The 25,726-nt window shown below is 42.3% G+C and carries 15 protein-coding genes; 14 read left to right on the top strand and 1 reads right to left on the bottom strand.

The genetic code is table 11. The features are described from left to right. Positions 1-269: 269 nt before the first annotated feature. The 14 genes from GS399_RS08460 (at position 270) to GS399_RS08395 (ending at position 24,386) form a co-directional block, all read left to right on the top strand. Positions 270-3,542, top strand: coding sequence for a SusC/RagA family TonB-linked outer membrane protein (locus GS399_RS08460; protein ID WP_160844178.1), 3,273 nt, complete (start codon positions 270-272; stop codon positions 3,540-3,542). A 23-nt stretch (positions 3,543-3,565) separates the two neighbouring features. Continuing rightward, positions 3,566-5,533 (top strand): RagB/SusD family nutrient uptake outer membrane protein, encoded by a 1,968-nt coding sequence (locus GS399_RS08455; protein ID WP_160844177.1) that lies wholly within the window; start codon positions 3,566-3,568, stop codon positions 5,531-5,533. A 16-nt stretch (positions 5,534-5,549) separates the two neighbouring features. Further along, entirely contained in the window at positions 5,550-6,251 is a 702-nt protein-coding gene (locus tag GS399_RS08450) for a DUF3823 domain-containing protein (RefSeq protein WP_160844176.1), read from the top strand. 60 nt (positions 6,252-6,311) lie between these two features. Then, entirely contained in the window at positions 6,312-8,147 is a 1,836-nt protein-coding gene (locus GS399_RS08445; protein WP_160844175.1) for a glycoside hydrolase family 2 protein, read from the top strand. A 23-nt stretch (positions 8,148-8,170) separates the two neighbouring features. Beyond that, positions 8,171-10,219: a beta-L-arabinofuranosidase domain-containing protein gene (locus GS399_RS08440; RefSeq protein ID WP_160844174.1), complete on the top strand. Its 2,049-nt coding sequence runs from the start codon at positions 8,171-8,173 to the stop codon at positions 10,217-10,219. A gap of 1 nt (position 10,220) precedes the next feature. After that, on the top strand, positions 10,221-10,871 hold the full coding sequence (locus tag GS399_RS08435; RefSeq protein ID WP_160844173.1) for a hypothetical protein: 651 nt from the start codon (positions 10,221-10,223) through the stop codon (positions 10,869-10,871). Continuing rightward, positions 10,871-13,324 (top strand): glutaminase family protein, encoded by a 2,454-nt coding sequence (locus GS399_RS08430; protein WP_160844172.1) that lies wholly within the window; start codon positions 10,871-10,873, stop codon positions 13,322-13,324. The genes GS399_RS08435 and GS399_RS08430 overlap by 1 nt, the downstream gene beginning before the upstream one ends. Beyond that, a complete protein-coding gene (locus GS399_RS08425; RefSeq protein ID WP_160844171.1) occupies positions 13,324-14,304 on the top strand; it encodes a glycoside hydrolase family 43 protein in 981 nt (326 codons plus the stop codon). The genes GS399_RS08430 and GS399_RS08425 overlap by 1 nt, the downstream gene beginning before the upstream one ends. A gap of 291 nt (positions 14,305-14,595) precedes the next feature. Beyond that, a complete protein-coding gene (locus GS399_RS08420) occupies positions 14,596-17,868 on the top strand; it encodes a SusC/RagA family TonB-linked outer membrane protein (RefSeq protein WP_160844170.1) in 3,273 nt (1,090 codons plus the stop codon). A gap of 10 nt (positions 17,869-17,878) precedes the next feature. Next, entirely contained in the window at positions 17,879-19,759 is a 1,881-nt protein-coding gene (locus tag GS399_RS08415) for a RagB/SusD family nutrient uptake outer membrane protein (RefSeq protein ID WP_160844169.1), read from the top strand. Positions 19,760-19,766: 7 nt separating this feature from the next. Further along, on the top strand, positions 19,767-20,450 hold the full coding sequence (locus GS399_RS08410; RefSeq protein ID WP_202409408.1) for a DUF3823 domain-containing protein: 684 nt from the start codon (positions 19,767-19,769) through the stop codon (positions 20,448-20,450). A 395-nt stretch (positions 20,451-20,845) separates the two neighbouring features. Then, the gene (locus GS399_RS08405) at positions 20,846-22,060 is read left to right on the top strand and encodes a glycoside hydrolase family 172 protein (RefSeq protein WP_160844168.1); all 1,215 of its coding nucleotides are present in this window, start codon (positions 20,846-20,848) and stop codon (positions 22,058-22,060) included. 4 nt (positions 22,061-22,064) lie between these two features. Further along, positions 22,065-23,102: a glycoside hydrolase family 43 protein gene (locus GS399_RS08400; RefSeq protein ID WP_160844167.1), complete on the top strand. Its 1,038-nt coding sequence runs from the start codon at positions 22,065-22,067 to the stop codon at positions 23,100-23,102. Between the two features lie 102 nt (positions 23,103-23,204). Next, the gene (locus tag GS399_RS08395; RefSeq protein WP_160844166.1) at positions 23,205-24,386 is read left to right on the top strand and encodes an aldose epimerase family protein; all 1,182 of its coding nucleotides are present in this window, start codon (positions 23,205-23,207) and stop codon (positions 24,384-24,386) included. Positions 24,387-24,478: 92 nt separating this feature from the next. Here GS399_RS08395 and GS399_RS08390 read toward each other — a convergent pair whose 3' ends face one another. Beyond that, positions 24,479-25,645, bottom strand: a complete 1,167-nt coding sequence (locus tag GS399_RS08390; protein WP_237487907.1) for an alpha/beta hydrolase — start codon at positions 25,643-25,645, stop codon at positions 24,479-24,481. Positions 25,646-25,726 lie beyond the last annotated feature (81 nt).

Raw genomic sequence — 25,726 nt, 5'->3', positions numbered from 1 at the left:
GGTTTTAAATCTCAAAAAGTTTTCATTTGATTATCAATTAGAACCACACTTATAACTAAGTAACTATTCAAAAAAAAGACTTATCAGGGCTTGCTCTCTGATAGCCTTAATGGGTATGTTATGACAAAAAAAACCACTAACCAATTAACCATATGAGATTAAAACTTTACGATTAACGAGGAAGAGGCATTAATATCAGATATTAAAAATTGCCTACAATTAGGATTGCATTCAGATCAATTTTAATTCAACCAAATTCAAAAATCATTATGAAATTAAAAGAATATGCGCCTTTGGGAAGGTTTGCAATAAGTATTAGTGTTGTCAGGATACTAATCATTGCAATTACCATTTCCGGAGGTTTCGTTCATGCAAATAGCTTGACAAGTTCAGCGAAAAAGCTTGCAGGCGAATCTAAATCATCAGATAAAAAGGCGCCTGTTACAGGCCGGGTTACTTCTGAAAAAGGAGAACCACTTGTTGGTGTAAGTATTAAAGTGAAGGGGAGCAATCAGGGTGTCTCAACCGATGCTGACGGTAAATTTACGCTCAATGTTCCTGGTAATGCCGTTTTGCAGGTTGTGTACATAGGTTATGTTACACAGGAGATCAGGGTTAACAACCGTGCTAATATCGAAATTCAACTCAAGGAAGAGGCTAAAGGATTGGAAGAAGTAGTTGTTACTGGTTATGGCCGGCAGAAAAAAGGCTCAATTACCGGAGCTGTGTCAAGCGTTACCAGTAAAGATATTGATCGCGTTCACGCTGGCTCGACGGTAAGTTCGACATTGGCAGGAAAAATTCCTGGCGTAACATTCCGTATGCCTGACGGCCGTCCGGGAGCAAGTGCAAATATCCAGATACGTAACATGGGAACGCCGCTCTATGTAATTGACGGAATTCAGCAGGATCAGGGGCAGTTCAATAACCTATCGCCGGCAGATATCGAAAGTATTACAGTACTGAAAGATGCATCGGCTGCGATTTACGGTGTGCGTGCTGCTAACGGGGTAGTGGTGGTAACAACTAAACAAGGTGCAAATAATAGTGGTAGTAAGGTAAATATTGATGCTTATGCCGGCTTCCAGGATTGGTATCGTTTCCCGGAAGTAACCAGCAACTCTTATGATTATATGCGCTATCGTGCCGATGCGGAGATTAATAGTTATGGGTCGACAAACATTACTCAAGCAGAGCTGGATAAATATAAACAAGGAGAAAGTGCTGGTCCTTTATACCGCAGCTTTAACTGGCGCGATTATGTATTGAATAATGGCGCTCCACAAAACCAGGTAAACGTAAACTTTACCGGAGGTACCGATAAAATAAATTACTATGTATCAGGAACCAATTTATTTCAAAATTCGGTGCTTGGCCGTGAATATAAATTTAACCGGTCTAACATTCAGTCAAATATCGGTGCAAAAATCGCTAAGGGTTTAAAGTTAAATGCACAAATAAACGGGCGAATTGAAACCAGGCAAAATCCTGGTGTGCCGGGTGGAGACGATTACTTCCTTTCCAGGCTAGCGGTTTTGAGAAACACACCGCTGGAAAGGCCCTATGCTAATGACAATCCGGAATACCTGAATGACCTTGGCCCTCACCTGGAGTCAAATTATGCATTCTTAAACGAAAAAATTTCTGGAAAACTAAGGGGTGATTGGCGGGTACTGCAAACTAACTTTTCTGCAGACTACGATATACCTGGCGTTAAAGGCTTAGCGGTAAGAGGTGTTTACTCTTATTATCTGGCTGATTACGTATTGAACAATCATGAATATACTTATAAAGCATACACTTATCAACCCACTGATGATACTTACAAAGTAACCGGAGGAGCTACAAATCCATGGAGAGAGCGCGAGCAGCGTAAAGAGTTTAATAACACCTGGCAGGCCCAGATAAATTACAACAATACATTCGGCAAGCATACTGTTGGAGGTACTCTCGTTGCTGAGCGTATTAAATTGCGCCATTTAAGGAACTGGATCCATGCATCACCAGTATCGAATAATCTTCCATTAATTTATTTCCCTACTGCCGATACTTATCAGGATCGGGATGATCAGGAAGCACGTACCGGTTATATTGGAAGAATCAACTATAATTTTGCAAATAGATACTACGTAGAGTTATCCGGCCGTCGCGATGCTTCGTATTTATTTGCTCCGGACCAGCGTGTTGGATGGTTTCCCGGTGTATCTGCAGGATGGAGAATCACAGAAGAGCCTTGGATGAAAAATCTGTTAGGAGAAAACAGCGTTCTGAATGATTTGAAAATACGTGGATCTTATGGTGTACTCGGAGATGACAGGGACCCTACAAGCGATCCTAATAATCCAGGGCCTATTGTACCTCCGTATGCCTATCTGCCAGGTTACACGTACGGCGATAACTTCAATCAGAACATTTCTGTACTTGATGGAAATGGCGTAACCGTTTCACGGGATAAAGGTGTTCCGGTAACACAGATTTCGTGGTTAAAAAGTAAAATCACAGATATTGGAGTTGACTATGTGCTTTTAAACAATAAATTAAGCGGATCGCTGGATTATTTTTATCGCAAGCGTACAGGTTTAAAAGGAGTCAGGAATGATATTCTCTTACCTGTTGAATTGGGTTATGGACTGCCTGCGGAAAATCTAAACAGTGATTCTCAACAAGGAGGTGAAGTTTCTTTGGCTTATAATACAGCCTTTGGAAAAGTAAATTTCCAGGTTGGGGGTAATTTTAGTTATAGCCGGCAAAAAAATCTAACCTCTTATAATCCGGTTTATTTTAATTCCTGGGATCAATATCGAACCTCTACAGAAAACAGGTATTCTCATATCGATTGGGGATACGTAGTTGACGGACAGTTCCAGTCGATGGATGAAATAAACAATTATCCCGTGAATATCGACGGCAGAGGAAACACGACACTATTACCTGGCGACTTAAAATATAAGGATCAAAACGGTGACGGAGTTATTAACGATTACGATGAACGACCCATAGGTTATGGTTACGGTACTCAGCCGAATATTAACTTTGGATTTAATCTCGCTCTTTCCTGGAATAATTTCGATTTCCATGCTGATTTTTCGGGAGGCTCAGGCTATACCTGGTTCCAAAACTGGGAGACAAGGTGGGCATTTCAGAATAACGGAAACCTAAATTCCATTTTTGAAGACAGATGGCACCGCGCAGATATGTATGATCCTAACAGTGCTTGGGTACCAGGAAAATATCCTGCAAATCGTTACAATCCGGGTTTTGGCCACAGTGACTATGAACTCGACGGGCAACGAAATTCAACGTTCTGGTTGCATAATGTGAGGTATTTGCGTGCAAGAACGCTGGAACTAGGCTACAGTTTGCCAAAGAAATGGATCAGCAAAGTAGGAGCTCAGCGGGCACGACTTTACGCTAATGCATATAACCTGTTCTCGTTTGATAATTTGAAAGAATATAATGTTGATCCGGAGGTGGCCGATGATAACGGGCTTCAGTTCCCGCAAAATAAGGTGATCAACTTTGGAATCAACCTTACATTTTAATTATTCACACAGAAAAGATTCTAATGAAAAAGATATTATCGATTACACTTTCCGCGCTACTTATTAGTTTTGCCGGGTGTAAAAAAGACAGTGATTTTTTAGACGTACCACCAACCAGCGTTATTCCGGAAGACGTTGCTTTTTCTGACCCTGCACTTGTATTATCTGTCGTCGGCGATCTTTACAACCGATCGCTTGACTTTTCGAGTTTAGACGGTCACCCAAATTACGATCCGAATAATCCTACATCAAATAATCCGTATAACATGTCTGTTAATACGGCTTACGAACCGGGATGGCGAACTTTTGCGGATTTTGGAGAAAGCTTTCCTTCAGAAAATGGCTCGTATTTTATAGTGAAAAATACGGGTTGGGGATACAATTCCTGGGCCACATGGGATTATGGATATATACGCGATCTTAATTTATACCTCAAGCGTTTAGCAGCGTCAACAGCTTTAACCAATGTTGAAAAAGATCGATATACAGCAGAGGGTCGCTTTTTACGTGCTAACTACTATTTCGAGATGGTGAAACGTATGGGCGGAGTTCCATTAGTAACTGACCCGCTAGCATACGACGGTAACAACATTCCTGAACTTCAAATGCCACGGGCAAAAGAATCCGAAATTTATGATTTTGTGATTAGTGAGGCTGAGGCGATAAAAGACCAGTTGCCAAAAGATGTAAATATTAAAGCCAGGGCCACCAAAGCCGCCGCATTGGCTATGGAATGCAGAGCAGCGCTTTATGCAGGTTCAATAGCAAAATATGGGGCTGGAACTCCGCAGGTCTCATTGTCAGGAGGCGAAGTAGGAATTCCCATCAACATGGCAAACGGATATTACACTAAGGCCCTGGCAGCTGCACAAGAGATAATAAATGGTTCTGCAGGACCTTACAAATTGTACCAGGTTTTGCCTAATCTGTCAGAAAACTTTGCCGCAATTTTCTTGGATAAAAGCGGTACAAACCAAGAAGCGATTTATGTGGAGGACTTTAAAGCAAATGGTGGCAAGGTTCATGGTTTTACTACTAATGATCAGCCTTATTCCATCTCCGATGAGGGTGGCGATGCGGGCCGTATCAATCCTTCGCTAAATCTTGTTGAAGCATTTGAGAAGTTGGATAATACGTATGCTCCCCTTCCAACAAAAGATGTATCGGGAAATCCTGTCTATTACACTAATCAACAGGATATATTTGCTGGAAGAGACGCACGGTTGGAAGGTACTGTTATTATTCCAAACGGCTTGTTTAAGGGAAAGCGTGTTGATATCTGGGCTGGATACATAGATGCCAGCGGCAATATTACAACTAGCGATGTAGCCGGAAATTTGAAGCCGCTGCCGGGAACAAGTACTCCAGTTCAAGTTGTTGGCACAGATGGTCCTATCAACGGACTTGAATTACGGTCGCAAACAGGTTTCTATATCCGGAAATACCTTGATCCAACGGTTGGTTCGGGAAGAAGAGGACGGGGTAGCGACGTTTCTTTTATTCGTTATCGTTACGGGGAAGTTTTATTAAATGCCGCAGAAGCTGCTTTTGAATTAGGCCAGCCAGGGGTTGCTCTTGGCTACATAAATCAGGTTCGTGCCCGTGCAGGTCTGACAACACCTTTGGCGACAATTGATTTTGACCGCATCGCTCATGAGCGGCGTGTAGAACTGGCTTTTGAAGGACATATCTTATTTGATATGAAACGCTGGAGGATTGCCCATATCGTTTGGGATGGAAATACAATGAGCTCAGCAGACCTGCTAAGCAATATTGGCAAGGCGACTAAACGGAATACGCAGCCATGGGGATTATGGCCTTATAAATATTATAGTCCGGGAAGCCCTAACGACGGCAAATGGTTGTACAGAGAAGTATTACCGAACCAAGTAACAGGCTATGACAGATTTCTTTTTGGAAATTACTATTCTGCTATCGACGATGCCCTGCGTTCTTCAAATCCTAAACTTGTCAGGCAGCCAAATCAATAACTCTATAATCAAAATCATGAAAGTGAAAATTCAATATATAGCATTATTTCTTTTGGCGGGTTTTTCGGCCTGTAAAAAGGATAATTACGATGCCCCGTCAGATACCTTTTCTGGGCGGATTGTGTATAAAGGAGAGCCGATCGGTGTCGAATACAACCAGGTTAATTTTGAACTATGGCAACCTGGATTCGGTAAGAACGCAGCTATATCTTTATCCATAGGCCAAGATGGTTCGTTTTCTCAGTTGTTATTTAACGGGAATTATAAACTAACTATACCGCCTAATCAAGGGCCATTTTTGTGGAAACAAAATGCGGCGGGCCGGCCTGATACCGTGGCGGTCACTATGAGCGGCAGCCAGACGATGGACATAGAAGTTATGCCTTTCTATATGATCCGCAACTCACAAATTACAGCCGCCAGCCAGAAAGTTACCGCAAACTTTAAGCTGGAAAAGATCATAACAGACGCCGTTAACGGTCGTGATATTGATCGTGTATACTTGTATCTTAATAAAACGCAATTTGTTTCTGGTGGAAATAATATTGCCAGTGCGGATATTGCTGGTTCAGCAATTTTAGATCCAAATAACATTTCACTTACTGCCGACATTCCGGCAATGACTCCGACACAGAACTACGTTTTTGCACGTATCGGAGTTAGAATAGCAGGTGTAGAAGATATGATGTTCTCGCCTCTGGTCAAAGTTTCTTTTTAAACAATGAGCCGCTCCTTTAGTGGGCGGCTCTTTCTTGTATTCTCCCAGTCGCAAATTTTTATGAAAAAACTCTTTGCTATCCTTTTCCTGTTTTATTTAGTCACAGAAACCAGGGCGCAAACCTCAAATTGGAAACCGCTGCCAGGCAAAATTCAGTCTGAATGGGCATCCAAAGTTGATCCGCAAAAAACATTACCTGAATACCCGAGGCCACAGTTTGTGCGTAACGACTGGCAAAATTTAAATGGACTATGGGATTATTCGATAGTACCAGTGTCGGCCACATCTAAACCATCCGGTTTTGAAGGCAAAATTTTGGTGCCATTTGCTGTAGAGTCGTCGCTTTCAGGTGTCGGACGTACAGTTGGAAAAGACAGTATTTTATGGTATAAAAGAAGTTTCGCAGTATCGTCCGGGTTAAAAGGCAAAACAGTCCTGCTTCATTTTGGTGCGGTAGATTGGCGCACCGAAGTATTTGTAAATGGGAAAAAAGCGGGAGATCATGAGGGTGGATTCGATCCTTTCAGCTTCAATATTACGCCATATTTAAAGGGCGGCAACCAGGAAATCATTGTGAAGGTCTGGGATCCAACCGACAAAGGGCCACAGCCAAGAGGTAAACAAGTATCGAAGCCCGAAGGCATTTGGTATACACCGGTAACGGGTATCTGGCAAACAGTCTGGCTGGAAGGCGTTCCTAAAACATATGTGATTTCGACCAAACAAACGCCGGATGTCGATCAAAAATCTGTTTCTGTTACTCCTTTAGTTTGGAACGCGCAAAAGGGCGACAAAATAGTTATCGCAGCCCTTGACGGACAAAATAAAATAGCTGAAAGCTCGATCAATTCAGGCGAAACCGCGATACTAAAAATTCCGGATGCGAAATTATGGGATACTAAAAATCCATTTCTTTATAATCTGAAGATATCAGTTATACGTGGTGGTAAAACGGTAGACGAGGTGAAGAGCTACTTCGCCATGCGGAAAATCTCAATTGCCGCTGATAAAGATGGTGTTCAGCGCATGATGCTGAATGATAAATTCGTTTTCCAGTTTGGCCCGCTTGATCAAGGCTGGTGGCCAGACGGTTTATATACAGCACCCACCGATGAAGCTTTAAAGTTTGATGTAGATCAAACCAAGGCGATGGGTTTTAACATGATCCGTAAACATATAAAAGTTGAGCCGGCCCGGTGGTATTATTACTGCGATAAGGCTGGCATGCTGGTTTGGCAGGATATGCCGAGCGGTGATTTAGGAAACCGCTGGGACCCGCGTCCGGGAATAATTGGTCGGGCAACCGATCAGAATCGGACCGCCGAATCAGAAGGCTATTACCGTAAGGAATGGAACGCGATTATGAATTCTCTTTACAATGTTCCAAGCATTGTAGTATGGACGCCTTTCAATGAAGCATGGGGTCAGTTCAAAACCGAAGATATTTCATCATGGACGATGAAGAAAGATCCATCCCGCCTGGTTAACAGCGCAAGCGGCGGCAATTTTTACGACACCGGACATATCATCGACCTACATAATTACCCGGAACCCGCTATGCCTGACGCAAAACTTTTTGGCTCAAAAAGAGCCGTTGTTTTAGGTGAGTTTGGTGGCTTGGGACTACCCGTTGAAGGTCATACCTGGCAACAAAAAAATAACTGGGGCTATCAGAGCTTCAAAACTCCGCAGGAGATGTTTGACCGGTATACGACATTTGTAAACAGCCTGCTCGAATTATCCAAAAAAGGACTTTCAGCGGCGGTTTATACGCAAACAACTGATGTGGAAGGAGAGATAAATGGTTTTATGACTTACGATCGTGTGATGAAGGTTCCGTTAGGCCAGTTGAAAAATATAAACGACAAGCTGACACAAACGACACTTGCGGACTAACCGCGGTTTAATTTGTAATATCTATGAATTTTAAAGTAGTAATATCTTCTGCCTTATTGATCAGCACCCAGTTTATGCATGCCAGCGCACAGCCAAAAGCGCAACTGGTTAATGCTACTAATACAGGAATCAATAAATGGTATCCATCCAACAAAGCGCCTCTTCAAAATCAATTTTTTGTTAAGCTTCCGGTTACTTCAGTAAAGCCTGATGGCTGGCTGAAAAAAATGCTCGAATTGCAGCGTGACGGCTTAACAGGAAATTTAGGAGAGATCAGTATATGGTTGAGTAAGGAAGATAATGCCTGGCTAAATAAAGAAGGGAAAGGTAAATATGGCTGGGAAGAACTACCTTACTGGCTTAAAGGTTATGCCGACATCGGCTATGTTCTTGGCGATCAGAAAATAATTAACGAGGCGAAATTCTGGATCGATGCCGTTTTAACTAACCAGCGCGATAACGGAGATTTTGGCCCGGCAGTTGAAAAGGGCGCTGGTAAGCGGGATTTATGGACCAACATGCCAATGCTTTGGTGCCTGCAGTCTTACTATGAATATTCGAAAGATTCGCGCGTACTCAGTTTTATGAGTAAATATTTCAAGTATGAATTATCGATACCAGATAGCTTGTTCCTGGAAGATTATTGGGAAAACAGCCGTGGCGGCGATAACATGCTGAGTGTTTACTGGCTTTATAATCATACCGGCGAGAAATTTTTACTAGACCTCGCAACAAAAATCGATAAGAATACTGCGAACTGGCGTCAGACAAACAATTTGCCTAATTGGCATAACGTGAACATTGCGCAATGCTTTAGGGAGCCGGCTACTTATTATCTTCAAAGCCATGACAAGAAAGACCTCCAGGCAACGTATGACAATTTTCGCCTTGTAAGAGATATCTACGGGCAAGTTCCCGGCGGTATGTTTGGCTCGGATGAAAACGCGCGGAAGGGGTATGATGATCCCCGGCAGGCAGTAGAAACATGCGGCATGGTCGAACAAATGACATCTGACCAGTATTTACTAAATTTTACCGGCGATCCATTATGGGCGGATAATTGCGAGGATGTTGCATTTAATACTTTTCCTGCCGCTTTTATGCCAGACTATCGTGCTTTACGTTATTTAACGGCGCCAAATATGGTTATCAGCGACAGCAAAAATCATAGTCCCGGAATTGCTAATGAAGGCCCGTTTTTGATGATGAATCCGTTTAGCAGCCGATGCTGCCAGCACAACCATTCGGCTGGTTGGGTTTATTATATCGAAAATAGCTGGTCGGCTACACCTGATAACGGGCTGGCAGTTCAGTTATATTCTCAAAACGAAGTTAATGCAAAAGTTGCGGGCGGAACAGAGGTTCAACTTCAGGAGTTAACACATTACCCCTTTGAAGATAAGGTCGAATTTCTGGTCAACACACCAAAGCCGGTCGCTTTTCCGCTTTACCTTCGTATTCCTTCATGGTGCAAAAATGCAAGCCTGGAACTTAACGGAAAAAAGATCGCTTTTTCGGGAAGCGGGAACTACGTAAAAATCTCAAACACCTGGAAAAACGGCGATAAAATAACGTTGCAGTTACCGATGGAGCTAAAAGTCAGAGAATGGCAGCGTAATAAGAACAGCGTTAGTGTAAATTACGGTCCGCTGACTTACTCTCTTAAAATCGATGAAAAGCTTGTTGAGAAAGACAGTAAGGAAACGGCCATTGGCGATTCCAAATGGCAACAGGGAGCGGATCCTCAAAAGTGGCCGTCGTTTGAAATACACCCTGCATCTAACTGGAATTACGGGTTGATTATTGATAAAGCTAATCCATTAAAATCTTTAGAGATCGTTAAAAAGGGCTGGCCGGCAGATAATAATCCCTTTACAAATAAAAACGCACCAATCGAATTAATTGGTAAAGGAAGGCAAATAACTTCATGGACAATTGATCAGTATGGCTTGTGTGGCGTTTTACCGCAAAGCCCGGTTGTTACAAATCAACCGGTGAAACCTTTGACATTGGTTCCAATGGGCGGAGCACGCTTAAGGATCTCGGCTTTCCCCACCGTGGAAAATAATTGATATGAAATATATAATGTTTACCGGACTGTTATGGCTAACGCTGGCGACCGCTTATCCGCAGGAAACTGCCGGCGTTTCTCATTATGTTTTTCCTGAATTTATCACAGGCACCGTTTATAAAGCCGATGGAAACAAGGAATCTGTACCGTTGAATTACAACACTGTTACCCAGGAAATGATATTTAGCCTGAATGGGAAAAATTTGGCCTTGGCGGAACTGGCATCTATTGACAGCGTGGTCATAAAAGGCAAAAGTTTTATCCCCGCAGGTGAGCGATTTTTTGAGAAAGTAAACGTAGCGACACTGGCATTATATATTCAGCATAAATCTACGGTAAGTTTGCCTGGCACGTCCGTTGGTTACGGATCAACCACGCAGACATCTGGAGCGACAGCACTGTCGAGTTTACCAAGTAATAATGGAGGCAAAGCAATTTATGACCTCAAATTACCGGATGAATTCAAAGTTGTTCCGGCGGATGAATATTGGCTCAAATCAGGGAATTCGTTTATCAAGGCAAATAGTCAAAAGCAGTTTTTAAAAGCGTTTCCCGACAAGGAAAAACAGATCAGGCAATACATCAGCGAAAAGCACGCAAATTTTACCAGCTTATCCAGTCTTAAGGATATGTTAATTTATATATCTCAGTAATGAAACAGATCAGAATTTTTCTTCTTTTATTTTTTGCGGTTTTAACGAGCTATGCGCAACAACGCAAGGCACCGGCTTATCCTTTGATTAATCACGATCCCTACTTTAGTATATGGTCGTTTACCGATAATCTGAACGCATCACCTACCAAACACTGGACAGGCACTAACCAAGCCTTAAATGGTTTGATTAAAGTAGACGGAAAGGTATACCGGTTTTTAGGCGGAAAAGAAGTTTTATATGAAAGCATTGCCCCGGCTGCCGACGAATCGTCATACACATCAAAACTTTCAGAAACCGATCCGGGAAGCGGATGGGAAAGCCCAGGCTTTGACGATTCAAAATGGAAAACCGGGATGGCGCCTTATGGCGATGGATCGGCTACAACTCAATGGCGGACGAAAGAAATCTGGCTTCGCCGCGAATTTGATCTGAGCAGCACTGAGTTCGAAAAAGTGAACCTTAAAATCAGGCACGATGACAATGCAGAAGTTTACCTCAACGGTGAAAAAATATATGATTGCGAATGTTTCAACGGCAAATTTATCTATGTTCCTTTATCGGATGCCGGATTGAAAAAGCTTAAAACAGGGAAAAATGTATTGGCAATTCATGTAACAAATACCGGCGGCGGCCAATGGATAGACGCTGGCCTGGTTTACGAAAAGAAAAATCCGGAATCGGATGCGATAGTTCTTGCTCGGCAGAAGAATGTGTCTATAAACGCAACGCAAACGCAATATGATTTTACTTGCGGAAATGTCGATCTGAATGTTTGCTTCACATCGCCATTGCTGATGAATGATCTTTCGCTAATGTCGCGGCCGGTATCATATGTGATATTTAAAACATCATCGAATGATGGGGCATCACATAACGTCCAGGTAATGTTCAGCGCTTCGTCCGATCTTGCAGTGAATTACGCAGCACAACCGGTTACAGCTACAGCCTATCAAAGCGGAAATCTGTCGGTGCTCAAAGCCGGAACCAAAACTCAGCCTGTTCTCAAAGAAAAAGGAGACGATGTTAGAATTGATTGGGGCTATATGTATGTTGCAGCGCCAAAGTCGTCCGCTGTTACACAAACAATTACTACGGCAACTAATGCTGAAATTAATTTTTTAGGAAACAGGAAAGCGTCTACAGAAACAGAAGGGAAGTCGCTGGCTTTAAATACTGCGATAGATATGGGAGTGGTATCTGGAACTCAGAAAGAGCAGTACGTTATGCTTGCTTACGACGATATATATTCTGTACAATATTTCGGCACGAATCTGAAGCCGTGGTGGAAGAACGACGCTACACAGACAATAGATAAACAATTAAATCTTGCAAATGCTGAATACAAAACGGTATTAGCTAAATGTGATGCGTTAAATAAGCAAGTGCAGTCTTCAACTGCTGCCAGCGGTGGCGCCGATTACGCTGATTTATGCGTGCTAGCTTATCGTCAGTCAATTTCAGCTCACAAATTGGTCAGAAGTCCGCAGGGAGAACTACTGTTTCTTTCAAAGGAAAATTTCAGTAACGGATCGATAAATACCGTTGATATAACTTACCCGTCGGCTCCTTTATATCTTATCTATAATCCGGATCTGTTAAAGGGGATGATGAACGGCATTTTTTATTACAGTGAAAGCGGGAAGTGGAAAAAGCCATTTGCTGCCCACGATTTAGGGACATATCCTTTAGCAAACGGCCAAACCTACGGCGAAGATATGCCTGTAGAAGAATCGGGAAATATGGTCATTCTTACCGCGGCGATAGCGAAAGTAGAAGGCAACGCGAACTATGCAAAAAAACATTGGAAAACACTCAGCACCTGGGTTGAATTTTTAAGTAAAGAAGGTTTCGATCCAGCCAATCAGTTATGTACCGATGACTTTGCCGGACACCTTGCGCGTAACGCGAATTTGTCAGTGAAAGCGATCGTCGGTATCGGATGTTATGCGATGCTTGCCGAGCAATTAGGTGAAAAGCAAACAGCGGCTAAATACAAGGCGATGGCTAAAGATATGGCTTTACGCTGGATGAAAATGGCTGACGACGGGGATCATTATGCATTGACATTTGATAAAAAGGGTACCTGGAGCCAGAAATATAACTTGGTTTGGGACAAGGTCCTTAATCTCGGAATTTTTCCTAAAGAAGTTGCTGAAAAAGAAGTTAAATTCTATCTCACTAAGCAAAACGATTTTGGATTGCCGCTTGACAGCCGTAAAACTTATACCAAGTCCGACTGGATTTTATGGACGGCGACGCTGGCCGGAGACAACGAAACTTTTGAAAAATTTGTTTCTCCTCTAAAAAAATACGCAATTGAAACGCCGACACGTGTACCGTTAGGCGATTGGCACGAAACTACGGATGGCAAGCAGGTAGGCTTTCAGGCCAGAAGCGTAGTAGGCGGTTATTTCATGAAAGTTCTTGACGGCAAACTGAACAAGCGTTAATGCACAGAATCCGATATTTTTTTATTCTGTTGATGATAGTGCTTTTCGCTTCCTCCGGGAAGGCGAGGAGCACTATTTTTTCTGATACAATCCGCCTGGCCGATCCAACAATTTTTTTGGACAAGGGCACTTACTATTTGTACGGCACTAACAGCCCCAAGGGGTTTTTGGTATATAAGTCAAACGATTTAAAAAACTGGTCCGGTCCTGTTGGTAAAACACAAGGACATGCACTTTACATTGGCGATAGCTTCGGTACAAAAGGGTTTTGGGCGCCACAGATATTTAAGTCGGCGGACAAATACTACATGGCGTACACTGCCGATGAACAAATTGCGATAGCCGAGAGTAATAGTCCGCTTGGTCCGTTTAAGCAAAAAATAAAAAAGCCATTGTCTGGAAGCGGAAAACAGATTGATCCTTTTATTTTCAAAGACAGCGACGGTAAGTTATATCTGTATCACGTCCGACTGACGAACGGAAACCGGATTTTCGTAGCACAATTAAAAAATGATTTGTCTGATATTGATTCGACAACTGTCAGAGAATGCATTGCAGGAGATGAACCCTGGGAAAATACAGCCGGAACAAACTGGCCGGTTACAGAAGGACCAACAGTGTTAAAACACAACAACTTATATTATCTTTTCTATTCAGCCAATGATTTCAGAAATATAGATTACGCTGTCGGTTATGCGACATCTCGGTCGCCATTTGGTCCGTGGAAGAAATTTGCAGGCAATCCTGTCATAAGTCGTGTGAACATTCATCAAAATGGAACGGGCCACGGTGATTTTTTTAAAGATAAGAACGGTCATCTGAAATACGTTTTTCATACTCATTATTCTGATAAAACAGTGTCACCACGGCTGACAGCAATTATCGATGCAAAGTGGTCTAGTACGAAACAGGATGCAGACGTCTTAATGATAGCTCCTGAAAGCTTTTATTTTCTCAAAAATGAGCGGCAGGCTAAGTAAGTCTGTTGAACTCCATCTAACTGTGCGTTAAAATAGCGGATCGGCATACTGCCAATCGTGCTAGGTTTAAAAGCAGCGCGCAATCTCACGTAATAATTTTTTTTAATTTTTTTTAAGTGTAATATTTACATTTATAAAATTAGTGTATATTAGACAATTATAAATCAAGCCAATTATTAATATGAAAACACACATTACTAGCGGATAGTATTATTAGTCGAGTCAATCCTTATTTAGCCAATTGATCAGGATTGTTAATTAACCAATTCGATTCACTAAAAATTAAACATTATGAAATTTTTAAGATTTGCTGCAATAGCGGCATTGCATGCTATTGTCTTGCCCGCAATGGCCATCGTCTTAACGGTTCCTTCAAGTTATGCGGGTATAAAAATAACCTATGAGAACAGTGGAACCTGGCTGGCTGATATTACTGTGAAGGGTAAGATAACAGATGAAAACGGTGAAATTTTACCGGGCGTAAGTATCAAAGTAGAAGGTGGTACAAAAGGAGCCGTTAGCGACGTTAACGGAAATTACAGTATAACGGTGCCAAACGACGCAGTGCTCGTTTATTCTTATATCGGGTACGTTACTCAAAAAATCGCGGTCAATTCACAAGCAACGCTCAATGTTCGTTTAAAGGCCGATGCCAACAACCAGCTTAATGAAGTAGTTGTTGTAGCATACGGTACCCAGAAAAAAGCCACTATTTCGGGGGCGATAAGCAACATCAGGTCCGAAGACATTGTACGCACCCCTGCAGTTGCGGCAACAAGTGCGCTTGTTGGGAAAGTTCCAGGCGTAACAGCTCGAACAATGGATTCACGTCCCGGAAATGGAGCGAGCCTGCAGATCAGAAATCTCGGAAACCCATTATATGTGATTGACGGAGTTGCATACAGTACCAGTAACGGAACGGATGCATTTGGCTATAATACGGGAATTTCGGGAGTAAATGCATTTAACCAACTTGGTTTAGATGATATTGAAAGTATCACTGTTCTTAAAGATGCATCAGCCTCAATTTACGGGTTAGCTGCAGGTAATGGTGTTGTATTGGTAACTACCAAAAAGGGAAAAAAAGGCGATAAACCTGCGCTTAATGTAAACAGTTATTACGGTTTACAAAACTTCACAAGGTTTCCATATCCTGGAAATGCGGCCGAATACGTGCGGGGGCGGCTTGAATCAGAGCAGAATCTTGGCAGAAATCCTGCACTACTGTACAGCCCGGAAGAGTATGCAAAATGGCAAGCTGGCACTGAGCCAGGCTATCAAAGCAACGATTATTACAAGTTCGTAACAAGGCCAAATGTGCCGCAATACTCGCTAAATGCCAATGCTTCCGGCAGTACCGAAAAATCATCTTATTATTTATCTGTCGGACATTTAAATCAGGATGCAATTATTAAGGACTTCAATTTTAACAGAACAAATATTCAGGCAAATCTTTCAAGCACTATTTTAAAAGGATTTACCGTTGGGGCTCAGCTTAGCGGCCGCGTTGAAAAACGGCATAATGTAGGTGTTCCCGGTTTAGATGATTATTTCAATCCATTGCTAAGTATCGGCAGTATGTGGCCAACAGAAACCGCTTACGCAAATAATAACCCTGCATATATTAATCAAACGCACAACGTAAATGTAAACCCTGCAACGTATACCAATGACATAACCGGTTACATAGACGATGTTACACGCGGTGCAGGAGCCAAGCTGAACGCTCAATACGATTTTAAATTTGGCTTGTCAATCAAAGGATTGTACTCTTACGACTATTACAACGAAGATTTCGACGGGTTCGAATACACTTATCCAGCCTACATATTTGATCCGACGACTGGTAAATATAACGACCGGGCTCCAAACGGTGCATTGTATGGTAACCAGAATCCATGGAGGGAAAAGCACAAAAGGAATGTTATTTCTGAGTTTTCCCAATTACAAGTCAGCTATGCGAAACAACTCGGTGATCATAATATTTCCGCGTTGGCGGCAGCCGAAAGACGTGAGTCAAGCAACGATTATATCGCTCTTCACTCAGTTCCTCCCAATAACATCATTACCACCCAGCTATTTGCTGACCTCGATTATTTAGGCGATTCTCATTACGAAGAAGCGTTCGAAGGTTATGCAATGCGTTTAAATTATGATTATAAAAAGAAGTATTTGCTGGAGGGTGTAGCTCGGGTCGACGGTTCTTTCCTTTACCAGGGGGGCAGCCGTTATGGTTTTTTTCCCGGTGTTTCTGCCGGATGGCGTATTTCTCAGGAAAGATTCTTCCTTGAAAGCATTGGCAAGGTTGTTAACGAGCTGAAATTTCGTGTTTCATACGGTGAAACGGGAACATCTTTACAGGACGGGAACGGGAATTATTACAGCCCATCGCCGTTTGCTTATCTCGGCGGATATAACACAAACGCCGGTAACGCTGTATTCGACGGAATTTATTATAACGGCGTTCAGCCAAGAGGATTACCTACAACTAACTTATCATGGATAAGAAACAGAATGGCGAACATAGGTATTGACTTTACGGTAGTGAAACATATTACCGGCCAGTTCGATGTTTTCCAACGCAAACGCTCGGGATTCCCTGCAGCGCGATATGACGTGGTATTGCCTTCAGAAGTAGGATACGCTTTACCTCAGGAAAACTTGAACTCTGATATCACAAGAGGGCTGGATGGCTTTATAACATACAGCAATACTATCGGGCAAGTTGATTTTTCAATTGGTGGTAACGCGACTTTAGGTCGTACAAAAAATGATTATATCTACAAGCCTCGTTTTGGAAATTCGTACGATCAATATCGCAATAACGGCACCGACCGTTGGCAGGCTATTAACTGGGGACATCATATTATTGGTCAATTTAAATCACAGCAGGAAATTAATGACTATCCTGTTAACATCGACGGACAGGGAAACAGAACGCTGTTGCCTGGAGATCTGATATATGAAGATCTAAACGGTGACGGTATAATCAATAACCTCGACCAGAAACCAATTGGTTACGCAGAGGGTGCATTGCCGTATTTCAATTATGGCGTTAATGCAAGGGTAAGCTGGAAAGGTATTTCACTTATTGCGGATTTTGCAGGTGCTGGTATGCAAACCTATTTCAGAGACTGGGAGCTAAAATATCCGTTCCAAAATAACGGTAACTCGCCGGCATACATGTTGAACGATCGCTGGCATCAGGCCGATCCTTATAATCCTGCTAGTGAATGGATTCCTGGAACTTATCCGGCGTTGAGAAAAGATAATACAGGACTCTCGATTTTCCGTAGCCCGTTAGATGGAAATGATCGCAATGATTTCTGGACGACCAACATTCGCTATTTCCGTTTGAAAAACCTGGAATTAGGCTACTCATTCCCAAAGAAACTTATAAGTAAAGTACATATTACTGCTTTAAGAGTTTATGCGAACGGATCGAATTTATTTTCATTTGACAACGTAAAAGATTACCAGATTGATCCTGAAATAGCTTCAACAAATGGCCTGGTTTATCCTCAGCAAAAAATCTACACGTTTGGATTCAATTTAACACTTTAAGAAAACAGAGATGAAAAATATATCAAAATACATCATTGTGGGTGTAGGGCTTCTTTTAAGCTCCGTTTCTTGCAAAAAAGATTTTTTAGAACGTGAACCGGTCAGTATTGTTACCGACGAGGATTTGTGGAAGGACCCGAAACTTATCGTGGGACTGCTTGCCAACTATTATAACCGGATGCCTACTGATCAGGGTTTGACTGACCAGGCTGGATCTCAATGGCGAAATATGTCGGTTTACGACGATGCGTTGTGGTCAGGAAATTCAAACGACCAATGGCGTAACGATATTCCATCTTATGGCCGTGACTGGTGGCGTTTATATGATTATGGCTTCATCAGGGATTTAAATCTGGCTATCGACAATGTTGATAAATATGGAGGCTCATCGTTAACCGACGAGCAGAAAACCCAGCTGAAAGCCGAGTTTAGATTTATCAGGGCATACCAATACTTTGAAATGGTAAAAAGGATGGGCGGCGTACCTTTAGTGACATCGCAATTAATCTATGATTACAGCGGCGATCCAAGTCCTTTGCAACAACCAAGGGCAAAAGAAGCTGAAGTTTATGACTTTATCGCTAGTGAAATGGATGCTATCCAGGATGTGATCGCAAATGGAGGAAGTACTGGTCGTGCCAATAAATATACTTGTCTCGCGTTAAAAAGTCGCGCGATGTTATATGCCGCAACAATCGCAAAATATAATGCTTTGCTTACGCCAAGCGTTGTTACTGCCGGGGGCGAGGTGGGAATACCTGCGTCAAGAGCCAACGAATATTTCCAAAAATCATTGGATGCTTCAAAAGCAATTATCAACAGCGGAGCCTATTCACTTTACAAGGGAAATCCAAACCCGGGCGAAAACTTCTACGAAGCGATTGTGAAGAAAGCTAATAATAAGGAGGTGATTTTTGTACGCGACTTCCTGACATCAAAGGCTAAAAAGCATGGCTTTACCTATGACAATATCGCTCGCGGAATCCGTGAAGATAATTTAAGCTCATCGAATATTACGCCTTCACTAAATCTGGTAGAAAGCTATGATAATCTCGACGGAACAGCGGGAACTTTGAAAATCAGAACCCCTGATAACAGCGATTACATTTATTTTGATAAAACGACAGACTTGTTCGCTAATAAAGACGCTAGGCTTTATGGAACCGTAATTTTTCCAGGTGCCAGCTTTAAAGGTCTGGCAATTGATATGCAGGCAGGCGTTAAAAAATGGGATGCTGCAACCAACGCTTATCAAACAGTTGAGTCGGCAGATTTGGGTTCTGCTTATACCGACGGAAAATTGCTGGTAGCACCGTCAGGCCCCCACCGTTCAATTATGGAAGTATCCAACACTGGATTTTATTTAAGGAAATACATTGATTCTGGTGCAGGAACATCAACACGTGGTATTCAAAGCGATGTTTGGTGGGTATGGTTTCGTTTAGGCGAAATTTATCTCAATGCTGCCGAAGCAGCGTTTGAATTAGGCCAGATTTCTGATGCGCTAACATATACCAACGCGATAAGAGAGCGTGCTGGATTTGGGGCAAACAATTACTCATCTGCAACCTTAACGCTCGAAAAAGTGCGTAAAGAGAGAAGGTCAGAACTTGCATTTGAAGATCATCGCCTTTGGGATTTAAAACGCTGGAGAATAGCGGATAAAGTATGGAACGGAACAGAATCCAACCCGGAAGATGTTGTTTATGCATTATACCCTTACAGAGTTGTTCGTCCGGGTGATCCGAGAGATGGAAAAATTGTATTTGATAAGCTTAGAGCGCCACGTTTTGGAGCGCCAAGGTTTTTCCAGTTGTTTAACTATTATTCGTCATTTGATCAAAGTGTGTTAAATAACAATCCGAAAATTGTTCCAAATCCATTTAACTAAATGAATCATGAAAATTATTAGAAATATTATAGGGCTGTTTGCTATTGCTGCTATAGCTATTACAGCGTGTAAAAAGGATAATTATGAAGCGCCGGAATCAATGCTGACAGGTCGTGTGGTTTACCAGAGCACGCCGATTGGACTGCGTTCTAATGGTGTTCAACTCGAATTGTGGCAACATGGATATGATTTCTTCAGTAAAATTCCGGTTTATGTTGCGCAGGATGGATCTTTTTCCGCCAGGCTGTTTGACGGCGAGTATTTATTAACTCGTCAGAGAGGCGTTGGTCCCTGGGCAGACAATACCGATTCTATAAAAATCACTGTAAAAGGAAATACTGTTGTCGATGTTCCTGTTGATCCGTATTTTCTGGTAAAAAGTGCTGCTTATCAGCGCAATAATTTAACTGTAACAAGCACTGTTAATATTCAACGTGTCAATACAACAAAAAATCTTGAGTTTGTAAAGTTGTATATTTATAAAACAGCACTGGTAGATGAATTAAACCAGGATGCGGCGACTGTAGTTCCAGCCGCTAATATCCAGGATATTAACCAGCAGTTGACAATTACTGCTACAATCCCGGCATCGCTGGCAAATGGTGAAGCTGTTTATGCGAGGGTTGGTGTTAAAACCATCGGTGTTCCGGAGTTAGCATATTCTGCGCCTGAGAAAATCCAGCTCAAATAGATTGACTTTTGTAATAACTACCGGCTTGCCGGTAGTTATTACAAAAGTCACAATACGATTTATAGCAAACATGATTAATATGATAAAATAAGTTTGTTAGGAATCCGAAACAAGCTTAACGAGGGAATGCAAAATGATACTTTTTGTTGAAATATTGATACGATACAGTTCTTTGTTGATTGTAAAAATTGCCAGCTTTGGATTATTGAGCTGGCGGCTAACCAACGATTAAACGACAAAGTCAGCGTCACATGAAAAAAAAGGCTTTTACGCCTATGGAAAATATAAACTGCCCAGGCGGTTTAAAAATAACCTTTAGTAGTAATAGGTTAATAATTGGTTGGAAGCTGTCGGTAGGGGTGCCGACAGCTTTTTGAATTAAAGAGACCACCGTGATGAAAGTAACGTATTTCGCCGTTTCTCAAAAAGTAACAGCAGGCTGGAGAGGCCTCTTTTTATTATGCATTTTCACGTGCTTTGCGTCGTTGGCTTTTTCTCAGGAACATCCGTTCAACGGGTTGAACATGAACCTCGGAAATCTTTCCAAATTATCTGATGCGAAATCACGGTCCATAAGTCCGGAAAATTTTACCGGCGCAAAAGGGAAAGGCGCTTTGGCTGATCCGGTGAAGGATAAAGGCAAACGGAATGTGGCGAATGCTGCCAATGAAGCAAGAGATCTTGGCACCGGGTGGAAAGTAAATCCCTTTATAATTATTAACGCCGGCGAGACCGTAACTATAGCAGAGATGGAGGGCCCGGGAGCTGTCCAGCATATATGGATGACACCTACCGGCAACTGGAGTTTTACCATCATGCGTGTTTATTGGGATGATGAAAAAGAGCCTTCGATCGAATGTCCGGTGGGAGCTTTTTTTGGTATGGCCTGGAACGATTTCTCCCCGCTTAACTCACTTGCGGTTACAGTAAATCCCGGCAGCGCATTTAACTCGTACTGGCAAATGCCTTTTCGTAAAAAATGTAAAATCACCATGGAAAATATTAATAAGGATGAAGCGATGCGCTTGTATTACCAGGTTGATTATACCTTAACAACGGTCGCTGCAGACGAGGGATATTTTCACGCGCAGTATCGCCGAAGCAAACCAACTAAGAATTCTGTTCACACAATTCTCGACGGCGTAACCGGCAAGGGGCAATATGTAGGTACATACATGGCAATCGGTGTTAATAACAACGGCTGGTGGGGCGAAGGAGAAATTAAATTCTTTATGGACGGTGATAAGGAGAATGCTACAATAGTCGGCACCGGAACCGAAGACTATTTTTGCGGATCTTATAATTTTGAAAATAAACGCACTCATCAATACCAGGAATTTTCTACGCCATATGCCGGATTGCACCAGGTAATTCGCCCCGATGGCTTGTATACATCTCAACAGCGTTTCGGGATGTACCGCTGGCATATTCAGGATCCGATTCGCTTTGATAAAAATTTAAAGGTAACCATCCAGGATTTGGGATGGATGTCCGGCGGAAGATATTTACCGCAAAAATCAGATATCATAACGGTTTCTTACTGGTATCAGCAAGAACCGCATTCAGCTTATCCAAAACTTCCGGAGAAAAATGATCTGGAAATCAATTAAAATCATGAAAAAAATTCTATCCACTGTTCTTCTATTCGGACTTGTACTCTCATGCCTGGCTCAGAAAGCAACTTTCACAAATCCCTTGTTGCCGTCCGGGGCCGATCCATATAGTTTTTATAAAGACGGATATTATTATTACACCAATACGACCGGCCATAACATCGTTTTATGGAAAAGCAAAAGCATCGCCGATTTGAAAACCGCACCTAAGAAAGTCATTTGGACGCCGCCGGCTGGTACCAATTATTCCAAAGAAATATGGGCGCCTGAAGTATTGTTTCTCAAGGGAAAATGGTACGCTTATTTTGCAGCAGATGACGGGAAAAACGACAACCACCGGATGTACGTTCTGGAGAATTCATCAGCTGACCCTATGAAAGGGGAATGGGTTTTTAAAGGGAAAGTCGGCGATTCAACGAATAGGTGGGCCATTGATGGCGATATAGCGGAAATTGACAACCAGCTTTATATGATATGGTCAGGATGGGAAGGAAGTAAGAACGGTAAGCAAGAAATATTTATTGCAAAGCTCAAAAATCCATGGACGGTAGCGGGCGAACGTGTTAAGATCTCGGTGCCGACTTATAAATGGGAAACTATTGGTGATTTGCATGACGATGTGAATCCGCCGCACGTTGATGTAAATGAAGGTCCGCAGTTTTTAAGGCATGGCGATAAAATTTTCATCATCTTTTCTGCCAGTGGCTGCTGGACGGATTTTTATACACTGGGATTGCTAAGTGCGTCAGCTGGTAGTGATTTATTAAAGCCTGCTTCCTGGAAAAAATCTGAAAAACCGGTTTTCAAACAATCTCCGGAACATAATGTATATGCACCCGGTCACAATTCTTTCTTTAAATCGCCAGATGGTACTGAAGACTGGATATTGTATCACGCCAATAATAAACCAGGGTTGGGTTGCGGTGGTTTCCGTTCGCCGAGAGCACAGAAATTTACCTGGAATGAAGACGGAACACCTAATTTTGGGGAGCCGGTTAAAGAAGGTGTCGAACTGCCTGTTCCCTCGGAAAGTAAATAGATGCATATTTTCCTGTGAAGGATGAATGCTTCGACATAGTTTGTCAGAAAAATACCTGAAATTGAAATTTATTAAGATAATTAAACCAATCAATACTAACCCATGAATTTAAAATCATTAGCAGTGATGGCGGCTTCGGCGATAATTTTTGCGAGCTGCAATCAAAACAGTAATCAACAAACAGGAAACGGTGCAGATTCTGTCCAAACAGACAGCGCAAAAACAGCGGCAATACCTGATAAGGCAAATTTTGAAGGAACGACAGACGGTAAAAAAACTGATTTGTACATCCTGAAAAATAAAAACAATGCGCAGGCTGCCTTCACAAATTACGGCGGCCGTATTGTTAGCCTCATCGTACCAGATAAAGATGGCAAAATGACTGACGTAGTTGTAGGTTTTGGCAGCGTGGAAGGATACCTGAAATCAACAGAAGCTTACTACGGTGCAACAATCGGACGGTACGGTAATCGTATTGCTAAAGGAAAATTTACACTGGAAGGCAAGGAATACAATCTTTCGGTAAATAACAACGGGCAGACTCTGCATGGAGGTAAAAACGGTTTTCAGTCAAAAGTCTGGGATGCAAAGCAGTTGAATGATCAATCTGTTGAATTTACTTATCTGTCAAAGGATGGAGAAGAGGGTTTTCCAGGAAATTTGAAAGTGAAGGTTGTTTACACTCTCACTGATGATAACGCTGTAAAAATGGAATATGAGGCAACAACTGATAAACCAACAGTGTGTAACCTCACAAACCACGCATATTTCAATTTGAATGGCGAAGGAAGCGGAACTATTTTAAATCATATTGCGCAGATCGATGCCAGTAAGTATACACCGGTTGACACTGTTTTGATTCCACTGGGGAAATTCGAGCCTGTTGCAGGCACTCCGTTTGATTTTCAAAAACCAGCAGCTATTGGCGGGAAAATAAATGAAGACAATACTCAATTGAAAAATGGAAAAGGTATTGACCATAACTACGTGCTGGATAACGCCGGCCCCGCAATGCACCACGCGGCAACTGTAGTTGGTGACAAGTCAGGAATTCAAATGGACATCGAAACCCAGGAGCCTGGCTTGCAATTCTACACCGGAAATTTTATGCAGGCGCAAAATACCTTTAAAAATGGTATCAAGGATGATCACCGTACTGCCTTTTGCATGGAAACGCAGCATTTCCCTGATTCTCCGAATCAGCCTACCTATCCATCAACCGAGTTAAAGCCTGGTCAGACTTATAAAACCTCGTCGATTTATAAATTCTCGATTAAGAAATAAAGTATTTCTTGTTTTGTTAAAAGGCGGCTCATAAAAACAGCCGCCTTTTTATTTAAAAGCGGCTGTTTCAAAACTTATTAATCAGTTTGACCTTACATGCCAAACGCTTTTTTTAACTGATCGGCGGCAAAAGCCTGCGCATCTTTGGCTTGTGGCACTATAGCTGCCATTCCGAAAAATTCATGGGTTACGCCGTCATATAATTTACGATTAACGTCCACACCGGCATCTTTCATTTTATCTGCCAATAATTTTCCTTCGCTTTCAAGGGGATCTATCTCCGCATTAATGATTGTTGTAGGCGGCAATCCTTTAAGATTGGCTTTCACCAGCGATATCATCGGTGCTCTGGCCTCTTCCGGACTGTAAGTATAGTATTTTACAAACCACATCATCATAGCTTTATCAAGAGGTTTCGCGTTTGCATACTTTTGATATGATTCCGCGTTCATGTCAGAATTAGCAACTGGATAAATTAAAACCTCATGAACCGGCTGAGTGATTTTGTTATCACGGGCCATGATGCTTACATTGCAAGCCAGGTTTCCGCCGGCACTTTCGCCAACCACTGCTATTTTCTTTGGATCACCTTTTATAGAAGCCGCATTTTGAGTTACCCATTTGTAGGCTGCAAAGGCGTCGTGATGTGCAGTTGGATATTTATGTTCCGGAGCCAGCCGGTAAGCGACAGAAACTACTACAGCGCCAACTTGTTCGGCCAAACCTTTAGCCGATGCGTCATAAACGTCGAGGTTAGCGATTACAAAACCTCCGCCATGATAATAAACGATTACCGGAAATGGCCCGTTGCTGTTTTTAGGAGTATAAATACGTAAGTGGATATTTCCCCCGGTTACCGCAATCTCTTTTCCCATCGTGTCGACTTTTGAAGGGGGCATTGGAATCTGATTTTCCTTCATCAGATCTTTTACGGCATCTGTCGGTGTGTGATTTTTGCGGGCCTGTTTCGGAACCAGCTGCGGAATGGGCGTATCCTTATAGCTCGCCAGTTTTTCAATTACTGCCTGCATTTCAGGCTTAATGTCTTTACCCCATTCAGGCTTTTCACCACTTGGTTTTACTTCCGGCGTCGCGGTAGCCATTGTATCGACGGTGTGAGAGCTGTCAATGCTGTCGGTGTTGTCAGAACGTTTGTGTTCGCTCGTGCAGGAAGATCCCAGTATGAGACATAGGCTCAATGCCATGAAAATGTGACACAGTTTCGTGTCAGACTTGCGAATAAAATAGTTAGTTTTCATAAAATATTGATAGAATGTAAGTTAAATACGATTGAAAATTCAACATGGTTTTTCACTTATTGAAATTTGTATTTAGTTTCG

The sequence above is a fragment of the Hufsiella arboris genome (assembly GCF_009834875.1).
GTDB lineage: Bacteria > Bacteroidota > Bacteroidia > Sphingobacteriales > Sphingobacteriaceae > Hufsiella_A > Hufsiella_A arboris.
Note: the sequence above shows the minus strand (reverse complement) of the source record. Positions and strands in the feature narration are given on the sequence as shown.